The 25271-nt window shown below is 60.9% G+C and carries 29 protein-coding genes; 14 read left to right on the forward strand and 15 right to left on the reverse strand.

Annotated features, from left to right (window positions below; all coding sequences use genetic code 11):
- Positions 1-442: 442 nt before the first annotated feature.
- From ACE1BR_RS00395 to ACE1BR_RS00410, 4 genes are all read left to right on the forward strand, one after another.
- Complete coding sequence (locus tag ACE1BR_RS00395) at positions 443-1291, forward strand: MIP/aquaporin family protein (protein ID WP_374866581.1); 849 nt, start codon at positions 443-445, stop codon at positions 1289-1291.
- Positions 1292-1344: 53 nt separating this feature from the next.
- Positions 1345-2847 (forward strand): glycerol kinase GlpK, encoded by a 1503-nt coding sequence (gene glpK / locus ACE1BR_RS00400; RefSeq protein WP_374866583.1) that lies wholly within the window; start codon positions 1345-1347, stop codon positions 2845-2847.
- A 193-nt stretch (positions 2848-3040) separates the two neighbouring features.
- Positions 3041-5017, forward strand: a complete 1977-nt coding sequence (locus ACE1BR_RS00405; RefSeq protein WP_374866585.1) for a methyl-accepting chemotaxis protein — start codon at positions 3041-3043, stop codon at positions 5015-5017.
- Positions 5018-5210: 193 nt separating this feature from the next.
- Positions 5211-5444 (forward strand): hypothetical protein, encoded by a 234-nt coding sequence (locus ACE1BR_RS00410; RefSeq protein WP_374866586.1) that lies wholly within the window; start codon positions 5211-5213, stop codon positions 5442-5444.
- Positions 5445-5612: 168 nt separating this feature from the next.
- Here the strand turns inward: ACE1BR_RS00410 and ACE1BR_RS00415 are convergent, their stop codons facing one another.
- On the reverse strand, positions 5613-6515 hold the full coding sequence (locus ACE1BR_RS00415) for a LysR substrate-binding domain-containing protein (protein ID WP_374866588.1): 903 nt from the start codon (positions 6513-6515) through the stop codon (positions 5613-5615).
- A 190-nt stretch (positions 6516-6705) separates the two neighbouring features.
- Here ACE1BR_RS00415 and ACE1BR_RS00420 point away from each other — a divergent pair, with 190 nt between their 5' ends.
- The 4 genes from ACE1BR_RS00420 to ACE1BR_RS00435 all read left to right on the forward strand — a co-directional run bounded on the left by ACE1BR_RS00420 (position 6706) and on the right by ACE1BR_RS00435 (position 8085).
- The gene (locus ACE1BR_RS00420; RefSeq protein WP_374866590.1) at positions 6706-7098 is read left to right on the forward strand and encodes a DUF6404 family protein; all 393 of its coding nucleotides are present in this window, start codon (positions 6706-6708) and stop codon (positions 7096-7098) included.
- A 71-nt stretch (positions 7099-7169) separates the two neighbouring features.
- The gene (locus ACE1BR_RS00425; protein WP_275056455.1) at positions 7170-7370 is read left to right on the forward strand and encodes a hypothetical protein; all 201 of its coding nucleotides are present in this window, start codon (positions 7170-7172) and stop codon (positions 7368-7370) included.
- A gap of 93 nt (positions 7371-7463) precedes the next feature.
- Positions 7464-7817, forward strand: a complete 354-nt coding sequence (locus ACE1BR_RS00430; RefSeq protein WP_374866592.1) for a VOC family protein — start codon at positions 7464-7466, stop codon at positions 7815-7817.
- Positions 7818-7881: 64 nt separating this feature from the next.
- Positions 7882-8085, forward strand: coding sequence for a DUF1737 domain-containing protein (locus tag ACE1BR_RS00435; protein ID WP_374866594.1), 204 nt, complete (start codon positions 7882-7884; stop codon positions 8083-8085).
- A 201-nt stretch (positions 8086-8286) separates the two neighbouring features.
- On the opposite strand, the gene ACE1BR_RS00440 is transcribed toward ACE1BR_RS00435, so the two are convergent.
- Entirely contained in the window at positions 8287-9294 is a 1008-nt protein-coding gene (locus tag ACE1BR_RS00440) for an HAD family hydrolase (protein WP_374866596.1), read from the reverse strand.
- A 332-nt stretch (positions 9295-9626) separates the two neighbouring features.
- Between ACE1BR_RS00440 and ACE1BR_RS00445 the strand changes: the two genes are divergently transcribed.
- A complete protein-coding gene (locus tag ACE1BR_RS00445) occupies positions 9627-10805 on the forward strand; it encodes an MFS transporter (RefSeq protein ID WP_374866598.1) in 1179 nt (392 codons plus the stop codon).
- Positions 10806-10903: 98 nt separating this feature from the next.
- On the opposite strand, the gene ACE1BR_RS00450 is transcribed toward ACE1BR_RS00445, so the two are convergent.
- From ACE1BR_RS00450 to ACE1BR_RS00485, 8 genes are all read right to left on the reverse strand, one after another.
- Complete coding sequence (locus ACE1BR_RS00450) at positions 10904-11512, reverse strand: DoxX family protein (protein ID WP_374866600.1); 609 nt, start codon at positions 11510-11512, stop codon at positions 10904-10906.
- 38 nt (positions 11513-11550) lie between these two features.
- On the reverse strand, positions 11551-12315 hold the full coding sequence (locus ACE1BR_RS00455; RefSeq protein ID WP_374866602.1) for a putative DNA-binding domain-containing protein: 765 nt from the start codon (positions 12313-12315) through the stop codon (positions 11551-11553).
- Positions 12308-13165 carry a DUF692 domain-containing protein gene (locus ACE1BR_RS00460; RefSeq protein ID WP_374866604.1) on the reverse strand — a complete coding sequence of 286 codons (858 nt, stop codon included), beginning with the start codon at positions 13163-13165 and terminating at the stop codon, positions 12308-12310. Before ACE1BR_RS00460 ends, ACE1BR_RS00455 begins: the two co-directional genes overlap by 8 nt.
- Positions 13153-13488 (reverse strand): hypothetical protein, encoded by a 336-nt coding sequence (locus tag ACE1BR_RS00465; protein WP_069526692.1) that lies wholly within the window; start codon positions 13486-13488, stop codon positions 13153-13155. Before ACE1BR_RS00465 ends, ACE1BR_RS00460 begins: the two co-directional genes overlap by 13 nt.
- The gene (locus ACE1BR_RS00470) at positions 13481-14440 is read right to left on the reverse strand and encodes an MBL fold metallo-hydrolase (protein ID WP_374866606.1); all 960 of its coding nucleotides are present in this window, start codon (positions 14438-14440) and stop codon (positions 13481-13483) included. The genes ACE1BR_RS00465 and ACE1BR_RS00470 overlap by 8 nt, the downstream gene beginning before the upstream one ends.
- Positions 14441-14569: 129 nt before the next feature.
- Positions 14570-14680, reverse strand: coding sequence for a cytochrome bd-I oxidase subunit CydX (cydX, locus tag ACE1BR_RS00475; protein WP_139409446.1), 111 nt, complete (start codon positions 14678-14680; stop codon positions 14570-14572).
- Positions 14681-14696: 16 nt separating this feature from the next.
- Complete coding sequence (cydB, locus tag ACE1BR_RS00480) at positions 14697-15836, reverse strand: cytochrome d ubiquinol oxidase subunit II (RefSeq protein WP_374866609.1); 1140 nt, start codon at positions 15834-15836, stop codon at positions 14697-14699.
- The gene (locus ACE1BR_RS00485; RefSeq protein ID WP_374866611.1) at positions 15836-17407 is read right to left on the reverse strand and encodes a cytochrome ubiquinol oxidase subunit I; all 1572 of its coding nucleotides are present in this window, start codon (positions 17405-17407) and stop codon (positions 15836-15838) included. The genes cydB and ACE1BR_RS00485 overlap by 1 nt, the downstream gene beginning before the upstream one ends.
- Positions 17408-17529: 122 nt before the next feature.
- Here ACE1BR_RS00485 and ACE1BR_RS00490 point away from each other — a divergent pair, with 122 nt between their 5' ends.
- On the forward strand, positions 17530-18945 hold the full coding sequence (locus ACE1BR_RS00490; protein WP_374866613.1) for a PLP-dependent aminotransferase family protein: 1416 nt from the start codon (positions 17530-17532) through the stop codon (positions 18943-18945).
- Between the two features lie 107 nt (positions 18946-19052).
- On the opposite strand, the gene ACE1BR_RS00495 is transcribed toward ACE1BR_RS00490, so the two are convergent.
- Entirely contained in the window at positions 19053-19511 is a 459-nt protein-coding gene (locus ACE1BR_RS00495) for a GNAT family N-acetyltransferase (RefSeq protein WP_374866615.1), read from the reverse strand.
- A gap of 153 nt (positions 19512-19664) precedes the next feature.
- Positions 19665-20303, reverse strand: coding sequence for a tellurite resistance TerB family protein (locus ACE1BR_RS00500; RefSeq protein ID WP_374866617.1), 639 nt, complete (start codon positions 20301-20303; stop codon positions 19665-19667).
- 148 nt (positions 20304-20451) lie between these two features.
- On the opposite strand from ACE1BR_RS00500, the gene ACE1BR_RS00505 reads away from it, so the two are divergent.
- Together ACE1BR_RS00505 and rsmS are read left to right on the forward strand one after the other, a co-directional pair.
- Positions 20452-20919, forward strand: coding sequence for an acyl-CoA thioesterase (locus tag ACE1BR_RS00505; protein ID WP_374866619.1), 468 nt, complete (start codon positions 20452-20454; stop codon positions 20917-20919).
- A gap of 92 nt (positions 20920-21011) precedes the next feature.
- Positions 21012-21167, forward strand: coding sequence for a pleiotropic regulatory protein RsmS (rsmS, locus tag ACE1BR_RS00510; RefSeq protein ID WP_080768580.1), 156 nt, complete (start codon positions 21012-21014; stop codon positions 21165-21167).
- 76 nt (positions 21168-21243) lie between these two features.
- Here the strand turns inward: rsmS and ACE1BR_RS00515 are convergent, their stop codons facing one another.
- Positions 21244-22086, reverse strand: coding sequence for a LysR family transcriptional regulator (locus tag ACE1BR_RS00515; protein WP_374866621.1), 843 nt, complete (start codon positions 22084-22086; stop codon positions 21244-21246).
- A 109-nt stretch (positions 22087-22195) separates the two neighbouring features.
- Here ACE1BR_RS00515 and ACE1BR_RS00520 point away from each other — a divergent pair, with 109 nt between their 5' ends.
- Together ACE1BR_RS00520 and ACE1BR_RS00525 are read left to right on the forward strand one after the other, a co-directional pair.
- Positions 22196-22726: a nucleoside deaminase gene (locus tag ACE1BR_RS00520; protein ID WP_374866623.1), complete on the forward strand. Its 531-nt coding sequence runs from the start codon at positions 22196-22198 to the stop codon at positions 22724-22726.
- Complete coding sequence (locus ACE1BR_RS00525; RefSeq protein WP_374866625.1) at positions 22719-23993, forward strand: cyanate transporter; 1275 nt, start codon at positions 22719-22721, stop codon at positions 23991-23993. The genes ACE1BR_RS00520 and ACE1BR_RS00525 overlap by 8 nt, the downstream gene beginning before the upstream one ends.
- A 68-nt stretch (positions 23994-24061) precedes the next feature.
- On the opposite strand, the gene rluF is transcribed toward ACE1BR_RS00525, so the two are convergent.
- Positions 24062-25093 (reverse strand): 23S rRNA pseudouridine(2604) synthase RluF, encoded by a 1032-nt coding sequence (gene rluF / locus ACE1BR_RS00530; protein WP_374866627.1) that lies wholly within the window; start codon positions 25091-25093, stop codon positions 24062-24064.
- Entirely contained in the window at positions 25083-25205 is a 123-nt protein-coding gene (locus ACE1BR_RS00535; RefSeq protein ID WP_005350832.1) for a hypothetical protein, read from the reverse strand. The genes rluF and ACE1BR_RS00535 overlap by 11 nt, the downstream gene beginning before the upstream one ends.
- Positions 25206-25271: the final 66 nt, after the last annotated feature.

A 25271-nucleotide genomic window follows, 5' to 3' on the forward strand; every position in this document is an offset into this window, starting at 1 on the left:
AAAACGAACCATTCGAGTCCACTGGTTCGTAAGCGAGCCCATTGTGCTCATATGCGCTCATTAGTTCTGTGATGCATGCTCAAATATTTCATTTTCATTACAAATAAAAGCTCCAAATGAGCAATTCATCATTAACCGCCAACCCTTGTGTGGTAAGGAATAGGGGGTACCTCCTAAGTGGTATCTTGCTGTTATCGGGTTGCTTTACGTCACATTTTTTTAGCAATGAGTGGGATCTTGTCCACATTTCCCATGGCAGGGGGATGGTGAAATCAGCAGGAAGGTATATTTTCTTTCACGTCCGATAACGAGCGAAAACGAACATAACGTTTGCGTGAGACACAAAAACAATAAAGAAACGTTTTCGGGCGCAATGGATAGGCAAAAAAAGATAAAACGGAACATCAAACCTCTCTTATGGGTGGATATAAGGAATAAAGATATGAGCATACAAAGACCCAATACCCTGCTTGGCGAATGTATCGCCGAGTTTATCGGAACCGGCCTGCTGATATTTTTCGGCGTCGGATGTGTAGCCGCACTGGTGTTGGCAGGCGCCAACTTCGGGCAGTGGGAAATTTCCATTACCTGGGGCCTGGGCGTTGCCATCGCCATTTATGTTAGCGGCGGTATTTCCGGCGCACACCTCAACCCTGCTGTAACTCTGGCGCTGATGACCTTCGCCGGTTTCGACAAGCGCAAGGTGGTGCCCTACATCATCGCCCAGATGGCCGGAGCCTTCTGCTTCGCGGCTCTTGTCTACTTCCTTTATGGCAACCTGTTCACCCAGTGGGAAGTGACCCATAACGTGGTGCGCGGCAGCGTCGAGAGCCTCGGCACCGCCGGGATCTTCTCCACCTACCCCAATGCCCTGCTGAGCAACATGCAAGCTTTTGCAGTTGAGCTGGTGATCACCGCAGTCCTGATGCTGGGCATCATGGCGCTGGGTGACAACAACAACGGCGCCCCCAAAGGATTCGCTGCCGCCCTGCTGATTGGTATCCTGATCGCGGTGATCGGTGCTTCCCTCGGCCCGTTAACCGGTTTCGCCATGAACCCGGCCCGTGACTTTGGTCCGAAACTGTTCGCGTTCTTTGCTGGCTGGGGTGATGTTGCCCTGACTGGTGGTCGTGACAACCCCTACTTCTGGGTTCCGATCCTTGGCCCCATCGTTGGCGCCCAGATCGGTACTGCTCTGTATGTCAAAGTGCTGGCTCCCTGCGTACCGGGCAACCGTGTTGCTACCGCCGAGCAAGCTGCCCAAACCGCTAAAGAAGAGGCTGCCGCATAAGACGGCCCCCTCCAACGTGTAACAACGTGAAAAATAGAAACGTGGAGAACATCATGTCTGCTGAAAAGAAATATGTCGTCGCACTGGACCAGGGTACTACCTCCTCCCGCGCCATCGTGTTTGATCAGGACGCCAATATCGTCGGCACCTCCCAGCGCGAATTCACCCAGCACTACCCGAAAGCGGGCTGGGTAGAGCACGACCCGATGGAGATCTGGGCAACCCAATCCTCCGTCTTTACCGAAGTACTGGCCAAAACCGGCCTGCGCAGCGAAGAGATCGCAGCCATCGGTATCACCAACCAGCGTGAAACCACAGTGGTATGGGAAAAAGCCACCGGCAAGCCCATCTACAACGCCATCGTCTGGCAGTGCCGCCGCACCGCGGCCATCTGCGAAGAGCTCAAAGCGCGCGGTCTGGAAGAGTACGTGCGTGACAATACCGGTCTGGTGCTGGACGCCTACTTCTCCGGGACCAAGGTGAAGTGGATCCTCGACAACGTCGAAGGGGCCCGCGAAAAAGCGATGAACGGCGAGCTGCTGTTCGGCACCATCGACACCTGGCTGGTCTGGAAGATGACCAACGGCGAAGTGCATGTCACCGACCCGACCAACGCCTCCCGTACCATGCTCTACAACATTCGCGATCTGAAGTGGGACGAGAAGATGCTGGACGAGCTGGGCATCCCCATGTCCATGCTGCCGGAAGTGAAACCCTCTTCCGAGGTCTACGGCTACACCACCCGTGGCGGTGGCTCCCGCATCCCCATCGCCGGTATCGCCGGTGACCAGCAGTCTGCCCTGTTCGGTCAGCTCTGCTTTGAAAAAGGGATGGCCAAGAACACCTACGGCACTGGCTGCTTCCTGTTGATGAACACCGGCACCTCGCCGGTCCGCTCCAGCAACGGCCTGCTGACCACCGTCGCCATCGGTCCGAAAGGCGAAGTAAACTACGCGCTGGAAGGTGCGGTGTTCATGGGCGGCGCCACCATCCAGTGGCTGCGTGACGAGCTAAAACTCATTCACGATGCCCGCGATACCGACTACTTTGCCTCCAAAGTAGGCGACACCAACGGCGTCTATCTGGTACCGGCCTTCGTTGGTCTGGGCGCCCCCTACTGGGATCCGTACGCTCGCGGCACCATGGTCGGTCTGACCCGTGGCGCCAACCGCAACCACATCATCCGTGCCGCGCTGGAATCCATCGCCTATCAGAGCCGCGATGTGCTGGATGCGATGCAGCAGGACTCCGGCATCAAGCTGGCAGCTCTGAAAGTGGACGGCGGCGCCGTGGCCAACGACTTCCTGATGCAGTTCCAGGCTGACATGATGCACACCCCGGTGGTACGTCCGACACGCATCGAGACCACCGCCATGGGCGCCGCCTTCCTGGCGGGTCTGGCAGTCGGCTTCTGGAAGAGCTCCGACGAGCTGGAAGACAAGTTCAGCGTGGACCGCGAGTTCATCCCGCAGATGGACAGAGAAGATCGCGCCAAACGTTACAGCGGCTGGCAGAAAGCGGTCGAGCGTTCACGCCGTTGGGCTGAAGAGGAGTGATCGGATAACCGCTCCCCTTTGACCTGAAAAACAGCGAGGCCGACAGCGATGTCGGCCTCTTTTTTATCTCTATATACCCTCCCCATGCCCCGTCGATATTCACTGCTGCACTCAGAACAACTCAATTGAGTTGTTTATCTATAATTTGCTTCTGGGTCGCATCTGCGACCTGTTTTTTACAGGAGCTAGGGATATGGATAGAGCGATAAACCGATTTTCACTTCACTCACGCTGGTCGGGACTGGGGATAAGAACCCGCATTCTCTCCGGCGTGGCAATCCTGATGGCCATCGCCATCAGTTGTATCACCCTGATCCTGGAACAGATCTCCCACACTCAGGCGCAGCAGCGGGTCGAGCGTTATGAGTTGCCAAGCAGCGTGGATCGCATCGCCAACCAGCTCACTGCCGAGCTGACTCACCACCTGACCGAAGCACAGGCGCTGGCCAGCAACAGCTTTGTCATCGACTGGCTGGCTCAGGGAATGCCCGCCGCAGAGTGGCCCAGGATGGAGCACTACTTTCAGGCGCTGCAGCAACGCATTGGCGGCAATGTCTTTATCGCCCCCCTCCAGACCAATACCCTGCTCAACTTCAGCGGTGGCCCTACCGGCCAAAAACAACTGCACGAGTCAGACCTGAAAGATGACTGGTTTTACGGCTTTCTCAAACGCAACCACCCCTATGAGCTGAACCTCGATATCTCTGATTTTGACAAGCACGCCTCCCTCTACATCAATACCGCCGTCACCGCCGAGGGCAAGACGCTGGCTGTGGCAGGCACCTCCATCAATATGAATTCGCTACGCAAGCTCATCAGCAGCTACCGGATCGGCAAGAGCGGCCAGGTCTATCTCGCCGACATCAACGGCAAGATCGAAATCCATCCTGATGATGAACAAGAAGGGGCTGCGCACCATCAGACTGCATTTCTCGATACTGTCAAACAGCTCATTCCCGACGCGCATGAACAGGTTGCGGTAAAAGCGCTGACCCAGGAAGGAAACACCTACCTGATCGCGGTGCGTTACATACCTGCGCTCAACCGCGTACTTATCGGCGAGATCAACGGCGCTGAACTGGAAGAGGGACTTCATGAATCACGCCAGCTCATCATCATGGTCTCGCTCGCCATCGGCACCCTGGCCATGCTGGCCTCGGCCTGGCTCGCCCACTCCATCAGCCGCCCCATTCGCCAGGCCGCAGACGGCATGCACCACATCACCGCAGATCGGGATCTGGCGACCCGGCTCGACTTCTCGGACGAGTCTGAACTGGGTTTGATGGCCCAGAGCTTCAACCGACTGATCCAGAGCCTGAACCAGAGTTTCTCCCGCTTCCAGCAATCGGGCAGCGCCCTCTCTGCCCAGTCCTCACAATCACTCCATCAAGCGCAGGCACTGGCAGGGGAAGCGAGCCAGCAGGCCCAGAGCATTCAGGAGCTGACCAATGTGGTCGCTACCATCGGCAGTAATGCCGAGCAGATCGCCAGTCGCTCTGAAGGGGTCAACGACGTGACCCGGCGCATTGCCAACCATATGCTCAGCATCGAACAGGATGTGACCCAGAGCGCCGCGCAACTCGACAGCTTGCGCAGCAGTATCGGCAGCTCCTCTGCCCTGCTCGATGAGGTGGTGAAAGACAGCAACAACATCACCCAGATCATGAACCTCATTCGCGATGTCTCGAACCAAACCAACCTGTTGGCCCTCAACGCAGCCATCGAAGCGGCCCGGGCAGGAGACATGGGGCGCGGCTTTGCGGTCGTCGCCGACGAGGTGCGCCAGCTGGCGGTACGCACCCAGACCGCCACCAAGGATGTGCAGGATCTTATCTTGCGCCTGCAGGAGGGGACACGGCAGGCCAGCAGCTCGATGGTAGACTCCCGCACCCTGAGCGAAGAGGGATACAACCGGATGAATCAGGCCAGGGAGGTGCTGGTTGATGCCACCAGCCAGATCAACCAGACCGCCTTGGAGATCAACGAGATCAGCGCACTGGCCCAGTCCCAGAATCAGCAGATGGGGCAAGCCAGAACGGCGCTCGATGAGCTGGCCATGGTGGCCGAGCACCAGCGGGAACACGCGCAGGAGAGCAATGCCGCCAGCCGTGAATTGTTCGAACTGGCCAAGGCCATCGACGAACAGATCCGCCAATACCGGATTGGCTAGGCCCGGCTCTTCCCGCTCTCCCTCTCAATAACCAACACGCCACCTTGCGGTGGCGTTTTCATTTTGCAAATCATTTTGCCTGCACTCTCGAAACGGGAATGACAAGCAGGAGCACAAAGCATTGATAATTAACGTGAAAAAACATGGAATGGCTATTGCTTAGTGATATCAAACTCAACAGAGGGATATCGCCATGAAACCGACCACCACTCAAGCGCCCGTAACCCACGTCGCAGCTCAAAAAGAGACTTTGACCCCCCGCGAAGGCACCTTCCTGATGATGGCGGCCCAACTGGTGGTACTCACCTGCATCGTACTGGCGGCCACCGTCGGCGGCCTCTCCTGGCAGTGGACCCTGCTGCTGGCCATTCCGCCGGTGATCGGCGGCGCCCTGCTCAGCCGGGTCTGGGGCAAATTGCCCCGATAACTCCACCTCATCTCGCATACCTTCCCGAACCGGCGGCCGACCCTCAAATCGGCCGTCTGTTTATCAGCCGCTTGGCTGCTTATTGGCTGCGACGAATGAGCGGCTTGTTCGTCGCTTAGCAAACTGCATCAACTAACCACACAAGCAAACCACTCAAACCAACCTGCGCTACAGGGTATGGCTGCCCAGCTGTTCTTTAAGAAAATCGAGCCAGACCCGCAGCCGGATATCGCGCTGGGCATCAGAGTAGAAGACCGCATTGATGGGGCGCGAGGCGCCGCTGTTGCTGCGGGCCAGCACCTCCACCAGTGCTCCGCTCGCCCGGTCTTCCCCGGTCATAAAATCCGACAGGCAGACAATCCCCTGCCCCCGCAGCGCCAGCTGGCGCAAGGTTTCACCGCTGCTGGCACGCAGGCTGGGGGTAATGGGGAAGCGGTCACCCTGCTCTTCGCTGAGCAGCGGCCAGTGGTTGAGGTGATCGGGATGCAAAAAGCCGAGCAGCTCGTGACCGCTCAGCAGATCCGCCGGTTGGCGCGGGGTACCACGCTCGCGCAAATAGGCGGGAGAGGCCAGCAGCCGCAACCGCGAACGACCCAGCGGCAAGGCACGCAAGGAGGAGTCGGTCAGCTCGCCGATACGGATGGCCATGTCCACCCGCCGCTCCATCAGATTGATAAAGCCCTCCGAGCTGTGCAGCTGCAGCTCGATGGCGGGGTAACGGCGCCGAAACTCGCCGATAATGGGCACCAGCCGATGGAGGATAAAAGGCGTGGCGGCATCGACCCGCAATATCCCTTCCGGCTGTTCGCGGCGCATCAGCAGCAACCCCTCTGCCTCGCTCATCTCGGTCAGGATCTTCACTGCCCGCTGATAGAACCAGCTCCCCTCCTCGGTCAGGCTGACCCGGCGGGTGGTGCGATTGAGCAGCACGGTGGCAAGCTTCTCCTCCAGCCGCTTGATGCCACGGCTCACCACCGAGTTGTCCATACCGAGGTTCTCTGCCGCCTGGCGAAAACTGCCCGCCTCCACCACCGCCACAAACAGGGTCAGTTCATCAGAATGGGTCTTCATTGCTGTTATCCGGACAAGAGTAATGGGTCTTTATAGGCGTGGCCGCTGTGGATTGGCAAGTGTCGACTGATATGGCACCGCCGTCACGGCAAAGAGATAACGTGATGGTTAGCTCAAACTCTGCTCGGGGTTTGCCAGTAAAATGCGTCAAAAGGCAGCAAATGACACTGAGCCAGCAAGGACAAATACCATGACATTTGAAGAGCAACTGACCGCAGCCCATCAGGAGCTGGCTGACAAGGGAATCAAGGAGTTCGACTACAACCCGTGGTTATTCAAATTGCTGCGAAAACTCGGCTGCGCCGTCAAACCGCCTTATTACGCGGGCTGGTTTGTCAATTTTATCTGTGCCGGACTCACGATTGCACCAATTTGGGGTCTGATTATGTGGATTGTCGTCTGGCGCCCAGAGGGGAAAGATCCAATATCAGCCCTGTTCAACACAGCCGTATTCGCTGGCATATTTGGCCTCTTCACCTTAATCAGGCTCTGGCTGAGACGCCGACAGCTTGGATTGACCTCATGGGAGCAGTTAGGGCAGATACCTGAGCAACTCTCACACGAGCAACATGAGGGGAAATAAATCTCTATACGGGTCTACACACCCCGCAAACACGCCCGTAAAATCCAGCTTTACCTGAATGGAGTCTTCACTTGCTGGAATCTGTCGTTATTTTTATTTTGATGGTTTTCATCCAGAGTTTACTGGTCAGCTATCGAATAGTGCGCCATCACAGCCGAAGCTGGCGCACCTATCAGCGCAGCAAGGATCCGGTTCCGCTTATTTTTTATCTTCCCGTCAGCACGTCCGCAGCCTTGTTGCTCAAGCCTCATATCATGGCGGCACTCTCTTGAGCAACACACCAGCAAAAACGTGAGAAGTGTCAGTAGGCTGACGCAACTATCTCTGCCATCATGACCCATCCATCAGCAAGGATGCATCACAACATGAAAGCCCGTGAAAAACTGAACTATGTAGAGTTTGCGGCCAGGGATCTCGCCGCGACCAAGGCCTTCTTTCAGACTGTATTTGGCTGGCAGTTTGTCGATTATGGTCCCGACTACTGCGCCTTTGCCGATGAGGGGCTGGATGGCGGTTTCTATAAAGCGGACCTGTGCAGCAACACAGCTCAGGGCGGCGCCCTACTGGTGTTCTACAGCGCGGATATTGCAGCAACCCAGAGCAAGGTGGTCAGCGCCGGGGGCTCAATAGTTCGACCCCTGTTCGATTTTCCCGGTGGCCGCCGTTTCCACTTTACCGAACCCAGTGGCAACGAATTTGCGGTCTGGTCAGAAGAGTAAAACCCGGGCTGTCGAGCTGGCATGACAGGAAAATCAATTTTTAAACTAATAGATCAAGGAGTTAGTGTTGAAGCTATATCGATTCATTAGTGGCCCTGATGATAAGGATTTTTGCATGCGGATTACTGACCTCATAAACAAGGGGTGGGAGCTTCATCATGGTCCAACACTGACATTCAATGGTACTTCTTGCATCGTAGGACAAGCCCTTACGAAAGAGGTTGTCAACGAGACCTATTCAACCCCCATTGATCTGACGAAATACTAATTGCTGGGATTACCTTAATAGTGTTTCTGGGCAAACCCTGACATTACCCCCACGCGGCACTGACTCTGCGGGAATACAGGATCTTCCAGCCAGATAAAACAGGGAGAGCATCATGCTCTCCCTGTCTCTTTTCTTGCCTCACGCGTTGCCGCGCTTGCCGAACGTCCAGCCAACCTGTAGACGCCAGCTGCAGCCCCGCAATCAGGGCGCGTTCTGGCAAAGGGCGGGATCGAACACCTGCTTCCAGTCTGATTTCATATCGACCACCACCCAGCCCCGCGCTTTTGCCTGCGCCAGCCCGTCGATCAGCTTGCCGCTGGCTGGCGGATGGCTGTCGTAGGCGTATTCGCGCTTGGCATCGGTGTGGTGCACCAGCAGGCCAAATGTGTGGTAATCCGGGTTGGTCGAGGTGTATTGCAGCATGGGCACATCGCCATCGCTGTTGCCAAAGGCCGCCACAGGGCGCTGTCCCATAAAGAGGTGGATGGCAGCCGGTTTCGCCTTGCCGTCATCAAAGAAAGCGCCATTCATGGTCTTGCGGATCTCGCTGCCTTCCCCGTTCAGGGCAAACTCGCCGAGGGTGAAGGAGCCAATCACCTGCTGGGGCGGGATGCCATACATCTGCTCGGACATCACCCGCATAAAATCGACGCCGCCGCCGGAGACAATCCAGGTCTGGAAGCCATTGTCCCGCAGATACCCCAGCAGTTGCTTCATCGGCAGATAACCGAGCTGATCGTAGTGGCAGCCAAAACGGGGATCCTTGCTGCTGTTGACCCAGCGGCTGACCCGCTCGGCAAACTCGGTGGTGGTCATGCCGCTGTGTGTCAGCCCCACCAGCTTGGCGAGCCCCTTCTCCCCCGATTTGGCCACGGCCTTGAGGTCATTGTTCAGCACTGCCGCGACAATGGGGTCGGCCTTCCACTCCGGGTGTTCAGGTGCCAGGCGCTTGATCTCGTCCATCGCAAACTGCAGCTGATAGGTCATGGGTGCTTCCGGCCAGAGGGTGCCGTCATTGTCAAACACCACATGGCGCTTCTCTGGCGGAATAAAAGTGGGCTGCTGCTGATCGGTGGCATTGGTCACCCAGCGGGTGATCGCCTGCTTGGCTGTAGTGTCATTCCAGGCAGAGAGGGGATCGCTCTGGCCAGCCTGTACCGCAAAGGCGCCGCACAGCAGCAAAAAAGATGAGAGTCGGTTCAATGTCATCATGTTACCTGTCAGCTGGATATTGCCTGTAGATGAAAGCGCGCGGCCATCACACCACCGGCGCGCATGGATTCAACACACACGGGTTTAACAGGGACAACCCTATGGCGGCCAGCTTGTACTGGAGCTTAAGCAAGCTCAGAAAAAGAGCAGCGCTTATCCCGTTCTGCGAGGTAGATCACTGCGTTGCGGGCAACGCAATCCCCTCCCACTCAGCGTTATTGCTGCTGATTTGGCAAAAGTAATTTGATGTTGCCGTCATTTTTGCCAACAAAACGCATCGGCATACTGGCGCCATTCTCCCGTCGGGAGTCCCTAACCAAGGAGTTGTTATGCCACTGGCGTTATTTGCCCTTACCCTGAGTGCCTTTGCGATCGGCACCACTGAATTTGTGATCGTGGGGCTTATCCCGACCATCGCCGAGCAACTCAATGTCTCGCTCCCCTCGGCGGGCCTGTTGGTCAGCCTCTATGCCCTTGGGGTGGCTATCGGTGCCCCCGTGCTCACGGCACTCACCGGCAAGGTGCCGCGCAAGTGGCTGCTGGTGGGGCTGATGGCGCTCTTTACCGCCGGCAATCTGCTCGCCTGGCAGGCCCCCGGTTACGAGAGCCTGATTGTGGCCCGCATCCTGACCGGACTGGCGCACGGGGTCTTCTTCTCGGTGGGCAGCACCATCGCCACGGGTCTTGTAGCCAAAGAGAAGGCGGCGAGCGCCATCGCCATCATGTTCAGCGGCCTCACCGTGGCGCTGGTGACCGGCGTACCGCTTGGTACCTGGATTGGTCAGGTGTTTGGCTGGCGTGAAACTTTTCTGGTGGTCAGCCTGCTCGGCCTCGTCGCCATGGTGGGTAGCCTGCTGCTGATCCCGAGCAACCTGCCCAAAGGGGCGGCCTCGACCATCCGCGAACAGCTCTCTGTACTGACCAAAAAGCCGCTGCTGCTGGTCTACGCCAAGACGGCGCTGGGTTACGGTGGCGCCTTCACGGCCTTCACCTTCCTCGCCCCCATCCTGCAGCAGGTAAGCGGCTTTAGCGCCGGTGCGGTGAGTCTGATCCTGCTGGTCTACGGTGTATCGGTTGCCATCGGCAATATCTGGGGTGGCAAGCTGGCCGACAAGATGGGCCCCCTGCCCGCGCTGAAGCTGCTGTTTGCCGGTCTGGCGCTGGTGCTGCTGGTGCTCACCTTCACTGCACCCCATCCGGTGCTGGCGGTACTGACCGTGCTGGTGTGGGGCGCCTTTGCCTTCGGCAATGTGCCGGGTCTGCAGGTACTGGTGGTCAAGCAGGCCGAGCTGCACACCCCCAAGGCGGTGGATGTGGCATCGGGCCTCAATATCGCCGCCTTCAACGTCGGTATTGCGCTGGGGTCGATCGTCGGTGGTTTGGTGGTGGAGCACCTCGGCCTGATGCACACCCCCTGGATCGGCGCCCTTATCGTGCTGCTGGCCTACGGGCTGACCCATGTCAGCGAGCGCCGCGAAGCCGTCCGGCTCGCCGCCTGTCAGGCATAAGCTGCGCCAGCAGGTCGCACTGTCTCTTCCTTCATCAAATAAAAACGAGCGGCTTCTGCCGCTCGTCTCTTTTCACGCTCTGTTATTTTTGTGAGTTGTTATGCCGTGCGGGAAACCACTGCCCCCTTGTTCACCGCCCGCTTGAGCCAGTAGTCGAGGCTGACGTAGCGGCCACCACCGTAAACCAGCAGAACCAGCAGCATCACGAAGTAGGTAGCGGCAAACTCCATCCCGTTGTTGAGCATCACGGGATCCCCGAGCTCGGTAATGTAGTTGTAGCGACCGGGGAAGTTGGCGGCCAGCCACTCGATAAAGCTGTTGAGGCGCACAGTGGCCTCCATGCTGCCGGTGGCGATGGCATCCCAGCCGTGCTTCCAGTGCACCATGGCGCTCGCCACGCTCATCAGGAAGATGGTGGGAATGGCCATGATGCGGGTAAAGAGGCCAAGGGCGATGCAGATGCAGCCCAGCACCTCGGTGCCCGCCGCCAGAAAGGCGAGCAGGGTCGGGAACGGCAGGTTGAGCCCCCCTTCCGAGACCGGCGCGCCAAACCAGGCGACCGTGCCGGCAAAGCCCACCACCTTGGAGTGGGCTCCCACATAGATGACCGGAATGAGATAGAGGCGAATGGCCAGCAGGGCCAGAAAATCGAGCCGCTTGCACTGGGCTACCGCCCGCTCGTACCACTGGATCAGGGTGTTGTTCATGGGAATTCTCCTTGGTGTTTGCTAAATGAGGGCCTAAGTCAGGGCAAGGGGGCGCCGGGCTGGCGCTCACCAACGGGCAGGGTAAGCAGACCCAACCGGTGAAAATGGCGAGCCCACTCGCTCAGATCAAAATCACTGCGAACCTGTTGCACCTGTTGCTGGAACGCGGCTTGGGTGATCCCCGGTTGCTGTTGCAGCAACTGGATCAGCGCCACATCCCATTCGCGCAACCGCTGGGTCACCACCTGATGATCCGGGCTGCGAAACAGGCCATAGAAGTCGTTGCCCTGCCGGGTCGGCACCACGCCGCTGCGACGAATGGCAAAGGGGAGCTCAAGCAGTTGCAGGGTAGGATTGAGCACAAATGGACTCTCCGCCGTCACCTCCGCCCCCGCCATAACTTGCGGCACCACCCCTTGGTCAATCTCGACACAGAGGCAGGCCCACTCATACTCCAGCAGCGCCAGCCGCTGCTTTGGCCAGTTGAGGGAGCCCTCACCGTGGCGATGCTGCACATAGCGGACAAACTCGGTGGCTATATGGTGAAACTCGGGGGCCTCGGCGCCGTGCGCGATGACAAAGCCCTCCACCAGTTGCGCTCTGTCCAGCGGCGCCCAGTGAGCGTGGGTGAGCGGAAAGGCGCTCTCCAGCACCGACTCCACATTGGCGCGCACGCTGCGGGCATAGTGGCTGGCGATGCCATCCTGCGGCAGCCGTACCCGGCTCGCCAGCCAGGCGGTCTGCTGCTGCATCCGCTGCGGCGCCGTTTTGGGCGCGGTGATCAGAGATAACCGTCTATCCATAACGCACCTCCCGCACCTGACTGTCGATCGCCTCGCAACAGGCGCTGTGCACCCGCGCCAGCTCGGCCTCCAGCTCTGCCAGCGGTGGTAGATGGTGATCCCGCTCCAGCAGCAGGGGGCGCAGGCCATGGGTCTGCACCGTATAACGGGCCAGCGCCACCACCGCCTCGCACACCGGTTTGCCGTGGGTATCTAATAAAGTGCCATCCGCCTCTTCCAGATGACCTGCGATATGGAAATAGCGGATCGCACTGCCCGGCAGCCCGGCGATCATCCGCTTGGGGCAGTAACCGTGGTTGCGGCTGTTCACAAAGACGTTGTTGATATCGAGCAGCAGTTCGCAACCGCTGCGCGCCACCAGCTCGGCGAGAAAATCCTCCTCCGGCATCTCGTGGTCATAGCCGTGGTAGTAGGAGATATTTTCCAGCACCAGCGGGCGGGCCAGCGCCTCCTGCACCTGCTCGATCCGCTCGGCCAGATAGGGGATGTTCTCCCACTGGCGCGGCACCGGTAAGAGCTCGTAGAGATAACCCTGCTGGTCGCGGGAAAAGCTCAGGTGCTCGCTGTAGATCCCGATGCCGAACTCATCCAGAAAGGTGCGGATCTGGCTGAGCAGAGTGAGATTGAGCGGCTGGCAATCGCCGAGGGAGAGGCTGAGCCCGTGGGCCACCAGCGGGTAACGCTCGGCCAGTTGATGCAGCTGCACCCGCTTGGCGCCGCCGATAGCCATCCAGTTCTCCGGCGCCAGCTCGAGAAAGTCGATGCCGGGGCGGACGGGGCCGGCGCAGAGCGCATCCAGATGCTCCTGACGCAGCCCGATCCCCCGACTGCGGGAGTTTATTGGCCGCATACCCCCTCCGTCATCTTGCTGCCGTTGTTGGAACCGGATCTGTCGCCATCAATCCCCTCGCCCGCCACGCCACACTTGCCATCGCGGGCGCGCACCAGCCGCCCCTGCGGATCACTGTCGAGGGCTTGCTTTTCAAAGCGCTTCTCGGTGCCGCACTTGCCCGCCGCGCACTTGCCGCCGTGCTGTTCGCTGGGGGCGGCCTTGACTGGGGCATCGCTCGGGGTGGCCGCCAGCGCCAGCCCCGGGGTCAGGGCAATCAGGCTTGTCATGGCGATGGAGAGGGTCAGTTTGCCGGTGGTTTTGTTGCTGCTTGAGTTACTCATGAGCGGACTCCTTGACGGATGAAACGGGGTAGCTGGAGAGATCGCGGGCGGCCACGATCTGGCCGTGGAATTGCTGTTTGACGATGGCCATCGCCTCTTTCTTGTGATTGAGGCCGACCCCCATCCAGTGGTTGAGCACCAGCAGCTTGGGGTTCACCTCGGCAGCGATTTTGGCCACTACCGACGGCTTGGCGTGGAGCGAGGCGGAGACCGGGTCGGCCCCTTCGTGGATGGCGAGCGGCATTACCAGAATGTCGGCCCCCTTGGCAAACGGCACAAAGGCCGAGTTGCTGCCGTTCTGATCTGCCGAAATGACGATGGTCCCCTCGGCGCTCTCGATGCGATAGGCCAGACAGGGCACGTCACCGTGAGGGATGCCGAGCGCCGTGATAGTCAACCCATCCTGCTGATAGACGGTGTGTGGCTGCGGGCTCTGGTAGGGCACATCGTGCAAGGTGATGGGGAAGAGGCCATCGGTGCCATCCTTGAAACCACTCAGGTAGGCATAGGCGCCCTTCTCCTTGTCGAAGAGGGCATCAAAGTAGCCGCTCATGCTGGGGAAGGCTGAACCGGCTTGCGGCCCCGCCAGATCCAGCGGATCGCTGCGCTCGAAGAAATAGGCCCCCTTGAGCAGAGCGGGCAGGTCGGTCACATGATCGGTGTGAAAGTGGGTGATGCCGATAAAATCGACCTCTTCGAGCTTGGCCCCTGCCTGACCGAAGCGCAGGTAGACGCCGCCACCGGCATCGATCAGGATGCGCGATTTCCCCTTCCACCAGATCACCTCGCTGGAGGAGGCACGCAGATCGTCGGAGATGGGGCCACCACTGCCGAGCACCTGCAGGGTGAAGGTTTTATCCAGTGGCGTCAGTTGTACCGGTTCGGCACAGGCCGGGGCGACGGCGAGCGCGCACCCGATGGCCAGCGCCACCGCTTTCAATCTCTGTTTCATCACAATTACCTGTCGGTTGGTTGTCGGTTGAAAGTGTGTCGTTTGTGTCGTTTTAAGAGGGGATGGAGGGGCCGATGGCGACGTGTGAACGCCAGCCACCGGCCGTGTCGGGGCGCGAGCCCCCCGCCGTCAGTTGTCGTCCCGTTCGGCCGCCTGCCAGCGCGCTTCCAGCCAGAGCAGATTGCACAGGCCCAGCAGCAGGGCGAATCCGAGGCCCAAAATCCAGGTGAAGTACCACATAGCAGATCCCTTGAGGTCAGTAGAGTTGATGGCTGTCGCGCTTGATGCGGGCACGGTCGAGCTTGCCCCGCACCACCCGATAGACCCAGCCGGTGTAGCCGAGGTTGACCGGCATCAGCACCAGCACGAGGCCGAACATGATGGCCAACGTCTTGTAGCTGGAGGTGCTGTCCCACAGGGTCAGGCTGCTGACCGCATCAAGGGATGAAGGCAGCACGAAGGGGAACAGGGCGATGGCCACCGAGCAGAGCATGGCGGCGCAGGCCATGGCGCTGGCCAGCAGCGCCATCCGGCCCCGCTCCAGCCAGGCGGCAATCCCGCTCACCAGCGGCGCCAACGCCCCGATGATCGGCACCAGCCACAGCAGCGGCTGCTCGTGGTAGTTGTGCAGCCAGCCAGCAACGTGCGGGGTCACCCCCTTCATCAACGGGCTGATGGCGGCATTCGGGTCAAAGGGTTGTGTGCCCACACCGGTCAGCTGAAACCCTTGCAGATCCACCAGATGCCAACCGGCCAGCAGGTAGCAGAGGGTCACCAGCGGGGCCAGCAGGATGGCGATCCCCCGTGCGCGCAGTGCAGGGGTGCCCGTCACCTTGGCCTGCAAGAAGCTGGCGCCGTGCAGCAGCAACAGGCTGATAGCGGTAGCCAGTACCGAGAGCAGCCAGCCCCAGTGGAAGTCGAACGCGCCGTAGTGCAGACGCAGCGCCGTGTCGAAGCGAAACGGCAAGCCCTGCATCACCAGACCGATGGCGGCGCCAAGGATCAGGGTCGGTATCAGGCCCCCCGCCACCAGCGCCCGATCCCACCAGCGACGCCACACCGGATCAGCCAGCTTGCTGCGGTAGTCAAAGCCGACCGGGCGCAGAAAGAGGCCGAGCAGCAGCACCACCATGGGGATGTAGAGCACCGAGAAGGCGGCGGCATAGACCAGCGGCCAGGCGGCGAACAGGGCGCCGGCACCGGCGATGAGCCACACCTGATTGCCCTCCCACACCGGCCCCACGCTGTTGATCACCAGCCGCCGGTCGTCGTCATCCTGCGAGACCACCGGCAGCAGCATGGCGATGCCGAGATCGAAGCCATCCATCACGATAAAACCAACCATCATGAAGAGCAGCAGCGCCCACCAGATGAGTTTCAGGGTTGCGTAATCCATCAGGCGATCCTCGCAAGTTCGGGTTGTTCACCGCTGTAGCGGCCGGTATGGAGAATGGCGGGCCCCTTGCGGATCACCCGGCGCAGCAGGAACAGCTCCACCACCAGCAGCAGGGTGTAGATGGAGCAGATGGCGATGAGACTGAACCAGAGCTGGCCCGGGGTGAGCAGGGAGACCGAGGCCGACACCGGCAGCACGTCGCTGATGGTCCAGGGCTGGCGACCAAACTCGGCCACCAGCCAGCCCGCCTCGATGGCGATCCAGGGCAGCGGAATGCTCCAGAGCAGGGTCTTGAGCAGCCGCGGCGAGTCTTGCAGCCGGTTGCGGCAGAGCTGGACAAAGCTCACCACCATCAGCCCCAGCATCGCGACGCCGAGCCCCACCATCAGGCGAAAACCGAAGAAGAGCGGCGCCACTGGCGGGATGGAGTCCTCCACCGCCTTGGCGATCTCTGCCTCACCAGCCTTGGCGATATTGCTGGCATAGGGGGTGAGCAGCAGACCATAGCCGAGATCCTTGCCATGCTGCTCGAAGCGGGCGCGGGTGGCCGGGCTGTCATCGCCCTGCCGGATCTGGTCGAGGGCTTCGGCCGCCACCATGCCGCTGCGGATGCGCGCCTCGTTTTGCACCTTGATATCCTTGAGGCCGGTCACCGCCTCATCGATGGATCGGGTGGCTATGATCCCCATCAGATACGGGATCTTGATGGCAGCGTGAGTGGCTTCCGCCTGCTGATCCGGGAAGCCGAACAGGGTGAATGACGCAGGGGCCGGCTCGGTCTCCCACTCCGCCTCGATGGCAGCGAGCTTGACCTTCTGCACCTCGCCGGTGCGATAGCCAGACTCATCCCCCAGCACAATGACCGAGAGGATGGCCGCCAGCCCGAAACCGGAGGCAATAGCAAAGGAGCGCAGGGCAAACTGCACCTCGGTCTTGCGCAGCAGATACCAGCTGCTCACCCCCATCACGAACATGGAAGCAGCCACATAACCCGCCGCGACGGTGTGCACGAACTTCACCTGCGCCACCGGGTTGAACAGCACGGCGGCAATATCCACCAGCTCCATCCGCTGGGTCAACAGGTTGAACTCGGCCCCCACCGGGTTTTGCATCCAACCGTTGCCAATCAGGATCCAGAGTGCCGAGAGGTTGGAGCCGAGCGCCACCAGCATGGTCACCAGCAGGTGCTTGCCGCGAGAAAGCTTGTCCCAACCGAAGAAGAAGAGCCCCACCAGGGTCGATTCGAGGAAGAAGGCCATCAGCCCCTCAATGGCCAGCGGGGTACCGAAGATGTCCCCCACGTAGTGGGAGTAATAGGCCCAGTTGGTGCCGAACTGGAACTCCATGGTGATCCCCGTGGTGACCCCCATGACGAAGTTGATGCCAAACAGTTTGCCCCAGAAGCGGGTGATGTCCTGATAGATCACCTTGCCGGTCATCACATAGGCCGACTCGGCGATCACCAGGATCCAGGACAGCCCCAGGGTGAGGGGGACAAACAGGAAGTGGAACAGGGCCGTGGCGCCAAATTGCAGGCGCGACAGGCTGACCACGTCATCCGGATTGATCATGCGTCACTCTCTTTTGTTGTATTTGCCTTGCACGTTTCGTGCATGACAAGTACATCACGGAGCATGACACCTATAACAGATGCAGTTATATTGAATTACACCTATAACAGTTGATCCAGATCATGTCCCTTTACCAGCAGTTGGCCGACCGCCTGCAAAGCCAGATCGACGATGGCATCTGGCAACCGGGGGAGCGCATCCCCTCCATTCGCCAGAGCTGCAAGACCCACGGGCTCAGCCCCATGACGGTGTTGCAGGCCTATCAATTGCTGGAGAGTCAGGGGCGGATCCTCGCCCGCCCCCAGTCCGGCTACTACGTCAAAGCCGCCTCACCACAGGTCGTGCAGCACACGCCGAGCCAGACCCACTACAGCGGCTCGGTGGATATCAACGATCTGGTGTTCGAGGTGTTGCAGGCGAGCAAATCGCGGGATCTGGTGCCCCTTGGCATGTCGGTGGCCGACCCGACCCTGTTCCCCCATCCCCAGCTCGGGCGGGCGCTGGCCAGTTGCATGCGCAAGCTCGATCCCTTCAGCACGGTGGCCGACCTGCCCCCCGGCAACGAGGCGCTGCGTCGTGCCATCGCCCAGCGCTACGCCAGCGACGGAGTGGCGGTCAACCCACAGGAGATCATCATCACCACCGGTGCCATGGAGGCGCTCTCCCTCAGCCTGCAGGTGCTGACCGAGCCCGGTGACTGGGTGGTGGTGGAGTCCCCCACCTTCTATGGTGCCCTGCAGGCCATCGAGCGGTTGAAGCTCAAGGCGGTGGAGATCCCGGTGATCCCGGGGGTGGGTATCGATCTGGCGCTTTTGGAAGACGCCCTCACCCGTATTCCGGTCAAGGCGTGCTGGTTGATGGGCAATGTGCAGCACCCGCTCGGCCACACCATGCCGGATAGTCACAAAGCGCGGCTGATGGCGCTGCTCAACGCCCACAAGGTGCCGCTGGTGGAGGATGACGTCTATGCGGAGGTCTACTTCGGCCGCGAGCGCCCCAAGCCGATCCGCCACTGGGATCAGCGTGGCGACAGCCTGCTCTGCAGCTCCTTTTCCAAGTGTCTGGCGCCGGGCTTTCGGGTCGGCTGGGTGGTGGCCGGGCCCCATGCCGAGCGGGTGCAGCGGCTGCAACTGATGTCCACCCTCTCCACCAATGTACCGAGCCAGCTGGCGCTGGCCGAGATGCTGCGCCAAGGTGGGGTCGATGCCCACTTTCGCCGCCTGCGCCACACCTTGGTCCAGCGCCAGCAGCAGATGCGGGCCGCCCTGCTGCGGCTGTTACCGGGCGAGGTGCGGATCTCCTCCCCCGATGGCGGCTACTTCCTCTGGCTGGAGCTGCCTGCCCATTTCGACAGCCGCGCCCTGCACGCCCAGGCACTGGGCAGCGGTTTTTCAGTGGCCCCCGGCGCCCTCTTTTCCAGTCAGGGACAGCACAACCACTGCCTGCGCCTCAACAGCTCCCATCCCTGGAGCGAGCAGCTGGAGCAGGCCCTCACCCGGCTGGCCGCGCTGATTGCCGCGCAGCTCGGTGACAAGTAACGTGGCAAAGAGCCGCTGGTGAAACGAACAAAGGCCCGTAACGGGCCTTTGTTCAATGGGAAATTGGTTGTTGGCAGACTGGTTGTCAGGGAGATAGGTAACGCGGTTTATCTCGCCATGATCTGTGACTGCACCTTGAACCCCAGCGCCTCGTAGAGGGCTTGGGCGCGCTCGTTGAAGGCCATCACCTCCAACCGGATTTGCTGGGCATCCCGGGCCTTGGCCCAACTGTCACAGTGGGCGATCAGCGCCTTGCCAATCCCGCGGGAGCGGTGCTGCTCATCCACCACCACCGAGCCGATGCGGCAAATCGGCGCATTGGTGAGAAACGGCACGCTCTCATTGATGTCGATCCGCGCCGTCAAAAAGCCCACCACCATGCCATCCTGCTCGGCAACGCAGAACAGACGCCCTTCTGCGCCGATGGCACTCAGCAAAAACCCCCGCTCCTCTGGTGACGGCGGACAGAACACCTCGGGATAGTGCTGATGGTGGATCTCCCCTATCTGCCGGTTCAGCTCGACAATGGCGTCGATATCCAGTGCGGTTGCCTTGCGTATCTCCAACGGTTGCTCCTTGCATCATTGATGAGGGTTTGCGCCATCTTAGGGGATGTGCCCCGCAATCAGAAGCGTCTCGTCCGCATCCCTTCACCCACAGCAGAAACAACAACGCCCCTTGAGCGGGGCGTTATCGGCAATCCATGGCGGTGAGGGGTATCAAGCGGGTGCGTTGAGTTGAGCCACCTGCCGCTCGATGCTTCCTTTGAGGTTGTCATCGAGCTTGAGGGCGCGCGCCAGCTCGTCGAGATAACCGCGCTCCATAAAGTGATCCACCTCGATAGCAAGCAGGGAGGCAAGATAGACCTCGGTCGCCAGCTCCATGTCGGTCACTTCCCGCGCCAGCGCGTGAGGATCGAGGGGACGGGCCAGCTCGGCGTCAATCCAGCGGGCGGCATCGCTCTGGCCCTGTTCGGTCAGGTACTCCTGAATTTTCTGGCGCTCGGCGCCATCGATATGGCCGTCGGCCCGGGCTGCCGCCACCATGGCGCGCACCAAGAGCGCCGAGCGGGCGTCCAGCGCATTGCCTTCCAGGGTACTGACGGGATGAGTCGGCTGAGCCGGTGCCGCCTGCTGGGCCTGCCAATCCTGATAGAGCTTGAAGGCCAGCCCGCCAAGGGCTGCGGCACCACCCACGGCAGCGGCCTTGCCGCCATATTTGCGCACCTTCTTGTTGCCAAGCAGCAACCCCAGCGCACCACCAGCCAGCGCTCCCTGCATCTGCCCCTTGCGCTTGTCACCGCCTTCGTTGAGCCAGCCTTTGCCAGCCCCCAGCAACTGTTCCAGCATCTGTTTCATGATGTCACTCCTGCGGGTCAAAAAAGTAAAATCGGGATGAATAGAGCCAGATAGTGACCCCGCCCCCCTGAATCGGGGATGAACCCTTGACCGGGTCGCCCGATGGGGCAAAGCTCAGGGAAACTCTTCAGGCAATAAGGATGTGACTGTGCCCAATCGCGAACTGACCCTGCAATTTCTGGCCGAACCTTCCGACGTCAACTTCGGCGGCAAGGTACATGGCGGCATGGTGATGAAGTGGATCGATCAGGCGGGCTACGCCTGCGCCGCGGGTTGGTGCGGCGGCTATGCGGTGACCGTCTATGTGGGGGGGATCCGCTTTTTGCGCCCCATCCAGATTGGCCAGCTGGTGGAGGTGCACGCCCAGGTGATCCACACCGGCACCACCAGCATGCATCTGGCGGTGGATGTCTACAGCCGCCACCCCACCGACACCGAGCGCCACAAGACCACCCACTGCATCATCATCTTTGTGGCGATGGACGAGCAGGGCAAACCGACCCCGGTGCCCCAGTGGCAGCCGGTGAGCGAGAGCGATCTGCAGTTGCAGTTCTACGCCAAAAAGCTGATTGCCCTGCGCGAGGAGATCGACAAGGAGATGCGCCAGCACCTCTAACCTTCGCGACTCCCCCCGACACAGCGGGCGCTTTCGATCAACGGCGGCGCCCCTGTATAATCCCCCCTCTTCCCGCAACCGGAATCCTGCCCATGTCACTGGAAACTGCCCCGCCCGAGGTAAAACTCGCGGTGGATCTTATAGAACTGCTGGAAACCAATGAGCTGGCCCCCGAGCTGGTGCTGGCGGCGCTGGCTATCGTGAAACAGGATTACGAGCGCAAGCTGGCGGAGGGGAAGGATCACTGATCCCTCCCCTCACTTTTTCTGCCTTATCTTTCCGACGTCAGTTTTTCCCCACAGAAGTTTTTCCCCACATAGCCACTCACTGCGGCCCCATTACCTCGTCGCAGAGGGCGATCAGGGCCGAACTCAGGCGGCTGAGCGGCTCGCCCCCATCCTTTGCCGCATGGAGCGCCAGCTCCACCGATGCCACCTTGGGCCACTGGGTCAGGGCCAGCTGATCGGCGGGCATCAGCCGTTTGGGCAGCAAGCTCACGCCAATGCCTGCACTCACCGCACCCTGCAAACTGGCGAGACTGGCGCTGACATAGGCGATACGCCAGCGCCGACCCAGACCATCGAGCGCCTCGGTCATCTGCTGGCGATAGAGCCCTTCGCTCGGAAAGGCGACCAGCGGCAGCGGATCACGCCCCTTGGCTGGCCAGTCGCGACTATCGACCCACACCAGCGGCTCACTCCAACTGGCAAGCGGCGAGCCCTGTCCGCGCACCTGCTTGACCAGCGCCAGATCCAGCTCCCCCGCCGTAAAACGCTGCCAGATGTGGTGGCTCAGGCCGCTCTCCACCTCCAGCCGCACCTCGGGGTAGTCGCGGGCAAAGGCAGCCAGCACCGGGGTGATGGCTCCGGCAGCGAAATCCTCCGGCACCCCGAGGCTGAGGGACACACTCCCCTCGCTCACCTGTTCCTCGGCCTGTGCCAGCAGTGCCAGAATGCGGCGGGCCAGCCCCAGCAGCTGTTCCCCCTCGGCCGTCGCCACCACCTGCCGACCGGAGCGATCCAGCAGCGGGCAGCCGATCTGCTGTTCGAGCCTGCGCATCTGCTGGCTGATGGTGGATTGGGTCAGATGGACCCGTTCACCGGCCCGGGTGAAGCTGCCGGAGTCGATAATGGCGACAAAACTGCGCAGTAACAGGGGATCCAGCATGGGTTTCTCCATTTATAAAACCACTGGAACTCATTTTATCATTTAATTTCCAAATGGCTCGTTTCGCCGCTAGGCTGGCATTTCTTCTGTCAAATCAGGGTTTTTCATCATGTCTGTGCCCCTTGCTGCCTCTGCCGACACCCGCCCGATCCCCTCATCGACCTCCCTCCCGACTCATCAGCGCTGGCTGGAGCAGGCGGTGCAGCTGGCCAGAGCAAACCACCGGCAGGGTGGCCGTCCCTTTGCCGCCCTGCTGGTGCGCGATAGCCAGCTGGTGGCGAGCGCGGTCAACGGCATTCATCTGGATGGGGACCCGACCCGTCACGCCGAGTTGGAGGCGCTGCGCAAGGCAAGCCAGTGCGGGCCGCTCGCGGGTGCCACTGTCTATGCCAGCGGTCATCCCTGCCCCATGTGCCTCGGCGCGCTGGTGATGAACGGCATCGCAGCCATCTATTACGCCTTTGATAACGCAGATGCGGCTCCGTTCGGCTTTGACAGCACTGCCGCCTATCAAAAGCTGGGGCTGCCGCTGGCGCCGCCACCTCTGCCGCTGGTCAAACTGGCCGTAACCATGACGGCTGCGGATCTCTACGGCCCCCAGTTGCAACAAGCCACCCAAGCAGCGCCTGACCATGAATAAAGGGACAAGCGAACGCCCGGCAGAGGCGCGCCGCCAGCAGTTTGCCCTGCTGGTGCTGGTGATCCTGATTGGCCTTAACCTGCGCCCCTTTCTCACCGCCATCGGCCCGCTGACGCAGGAGATGGGCCGCGCCCTGTCGCTCGGGATGGATACCCTGGCCTGGCTCACCCTGCTGCCGCTGTGGCTGATCGGATTCGGCGTGCTGCTCACCCCGCGCCTGCGTAGCCTTGCCAGTGCCACCACCCTGCTGGGGCTGGCCCTGCTGCTGCTCACGGCGGGCAGTGCCCTGCGTTTTGATGCCCAGAGCGGCGCCCTGCTGATCACCACCGCCGCGCTGTGCGGCCTGGGTTCGGCGCTGGTGCAAGGGGTGCTGCCTGCTCTTATCAAGCAGCACTTTGCCCGCAAGGTGCCGCAAGTGATGGGGATCTTTTCTGCCTGCATGATGGGGGGCGGCGCGCTCGGCGCCAGCCTGACGCCACGGCTGGCAGCGAGCCTCGACTGGTCGCAGGCACTGGCGCTCTGGAGCCTGCCGCTGCTGCTGGCCCTCGGCTGGCTAGGGTGGAAAGTGCGTCTGCCAAGCACCGCGGCGGTCGCTATTCCTCATGGCGAGCAGCGGCTGATCACCCTGCCCCGCAGCTGGTTGCTGATCGTCTGCTTTGGCATCATCAACAGCGGTTACGGCATCGTCATCGCCTGGCTGGCCCCCGCCTATATGGCGCACGGCTGGAGCGCCCAACAGGGTGGCGAGCTGGTCGCCTGGCTGGCACTGGCACAGACCGCCAGCGGCCTCGGCCTGCCGCTGTTGGCGGCGCGCAGTCTGGATCGGCGGCCGTGGATGGGGCTTGCCATTGCCATGCAGCTGGCGGGATTTGGCGGCCTCTGGCTGGCGCCCGCCAGTGCCCCCATTCTCTGGTGCATGCTGTGCGGCGCCGGTCTGGGCGGCAGCTTTTCCCTCATCATGGTGATTGCGCTCGATCACCTGCCCGACCCGCGCCGCGCTGGCACCCTGAGCGCCCTGATGCAGGGCTTCGGCTTTATGCTGGCCGCCACCGGCCCCTGGGTCGCGGCCCACCTCTATCACCTGTTCGGCGACTTCGCCGCCGCCTGGCAGTGGCAGCTGGGAGGCTTGCTGCTGATGAGCCTGCTGGTGCTGCGCCTCGATCCGTGCCACTACCCCCGCGTAATGCGGTTACCGACTGCCAGCGAGCCAACCCTTTCCACGCCCCTCCCGGCCAGCTCTGTGGCCCAAAGCAACACACCGGCCTGAGGCCGGTGTGTTGGAGATAATAGTGTTGGGGATGACAATGCAAGGCTGACGCCGCGCAGAGGGGCAACTCAGCGCCCCTTCTTCTGCCGTCCGGTGTTAGCGGTACGCGGCTTGCCTGCGGCCGGTTTGCCACCCTTGGGAGCCCCTTTGCCTGCACTGCCCTTGCCAGCGCCGCCCTTGTTGGCCGCCCCTTTGCCCGCGCCCCCCTTGCCCACCGGCAGCTTCTTCTCGAAGGCTTCCGGGCCCGGCACATTGGGGCGACCGCCGATCTCGTGATCGTCATCGCGGCGCGGCTTCTTGCCCTGCCCCGGCTTGGCGCTTGGCGCCGCCGGGGCCTTGGCCGCCTTGGGTTTGTCGCCCTTCGCCGGTTTCACCTCGGAGGAGGAGTCCTCAATCAGCTTGAACAGCTCGATCAGCTCGTCGTCGGTCAGATCGCGCCACTCACCTACCGGCAGCCCCTTGAGGCTGACGTTCATAATGCGGATGCGCTCCAGCTTGGTCACTTCAAAACCGAAGTGCTCGCACATGCGGCGGATCTGGCGGTTCAGCCCCTGCACCAGGGTGATGCGAAAGACGAACGGCGCCTCTTTCTTCACCTTGCACTTCTTGGTGACGGCGCCGAGGATCGGCACCCCGGCCGCCATGCCGCGCACAAACTCGTCGGTCACCGGCTTGTCGACGGTCACCAGATACTCTTTCTCGTGATCGTTGCCCGCCCGCAGGATCTTGTTGACCAGATCGCCGTGGTTGGTGAGGAAGATCAGGCCCTGCGAATCCTTGTCCAGTCGCCCGATGGGGAAGACCCGGGTGCTGTGGTTGACGAAGTCGACGATGTTGTCTTTCTCGCCCGCCTCTGTGGTACTGACAATCCCCACCGGCTTGTTGAGGGCGATAAAGACCAGACTGTCCGCCTCGCGCGGCTCAATCACTTGCCCGTTCACCTTGACCAGATCGCCAACCTGCACCTGATCGCCGATCCCGGCCCGCTTGCCGTTGATAAAGACGTGGCCCTGCTCGATAAAGCGGTCGGCCTCGCGGCGCGAGCAGATACCGCTCTCGCTGATGTATTTGTTCAGGCGCATGGATTCGTTAGCCAGCATGAGTCACCTGCCACAGAGTCTGGGCCGCGCCCGGTTGTGCCATTGCCTGTTCCGGCTGCGCCGGGGAGGCTGTCTGCTGCATCAGCCAATTCACTACGTCAAAATTCTGCATACCATTCCATCTTCAAAAAAGGCCAATGCCAGCTTATCCATCAAAAAACGCCGCTACATTAGCATA

The organism is Aeromonas sp. MdU4, assembly GCF_041929505.1.
In the GTDB taxonomy this organism is placed as follows: Bacteria; Pseudomonadota; Gammaproteobacteria; order Enterobacterales; family Aeromonadaceae; genus Aeromonas.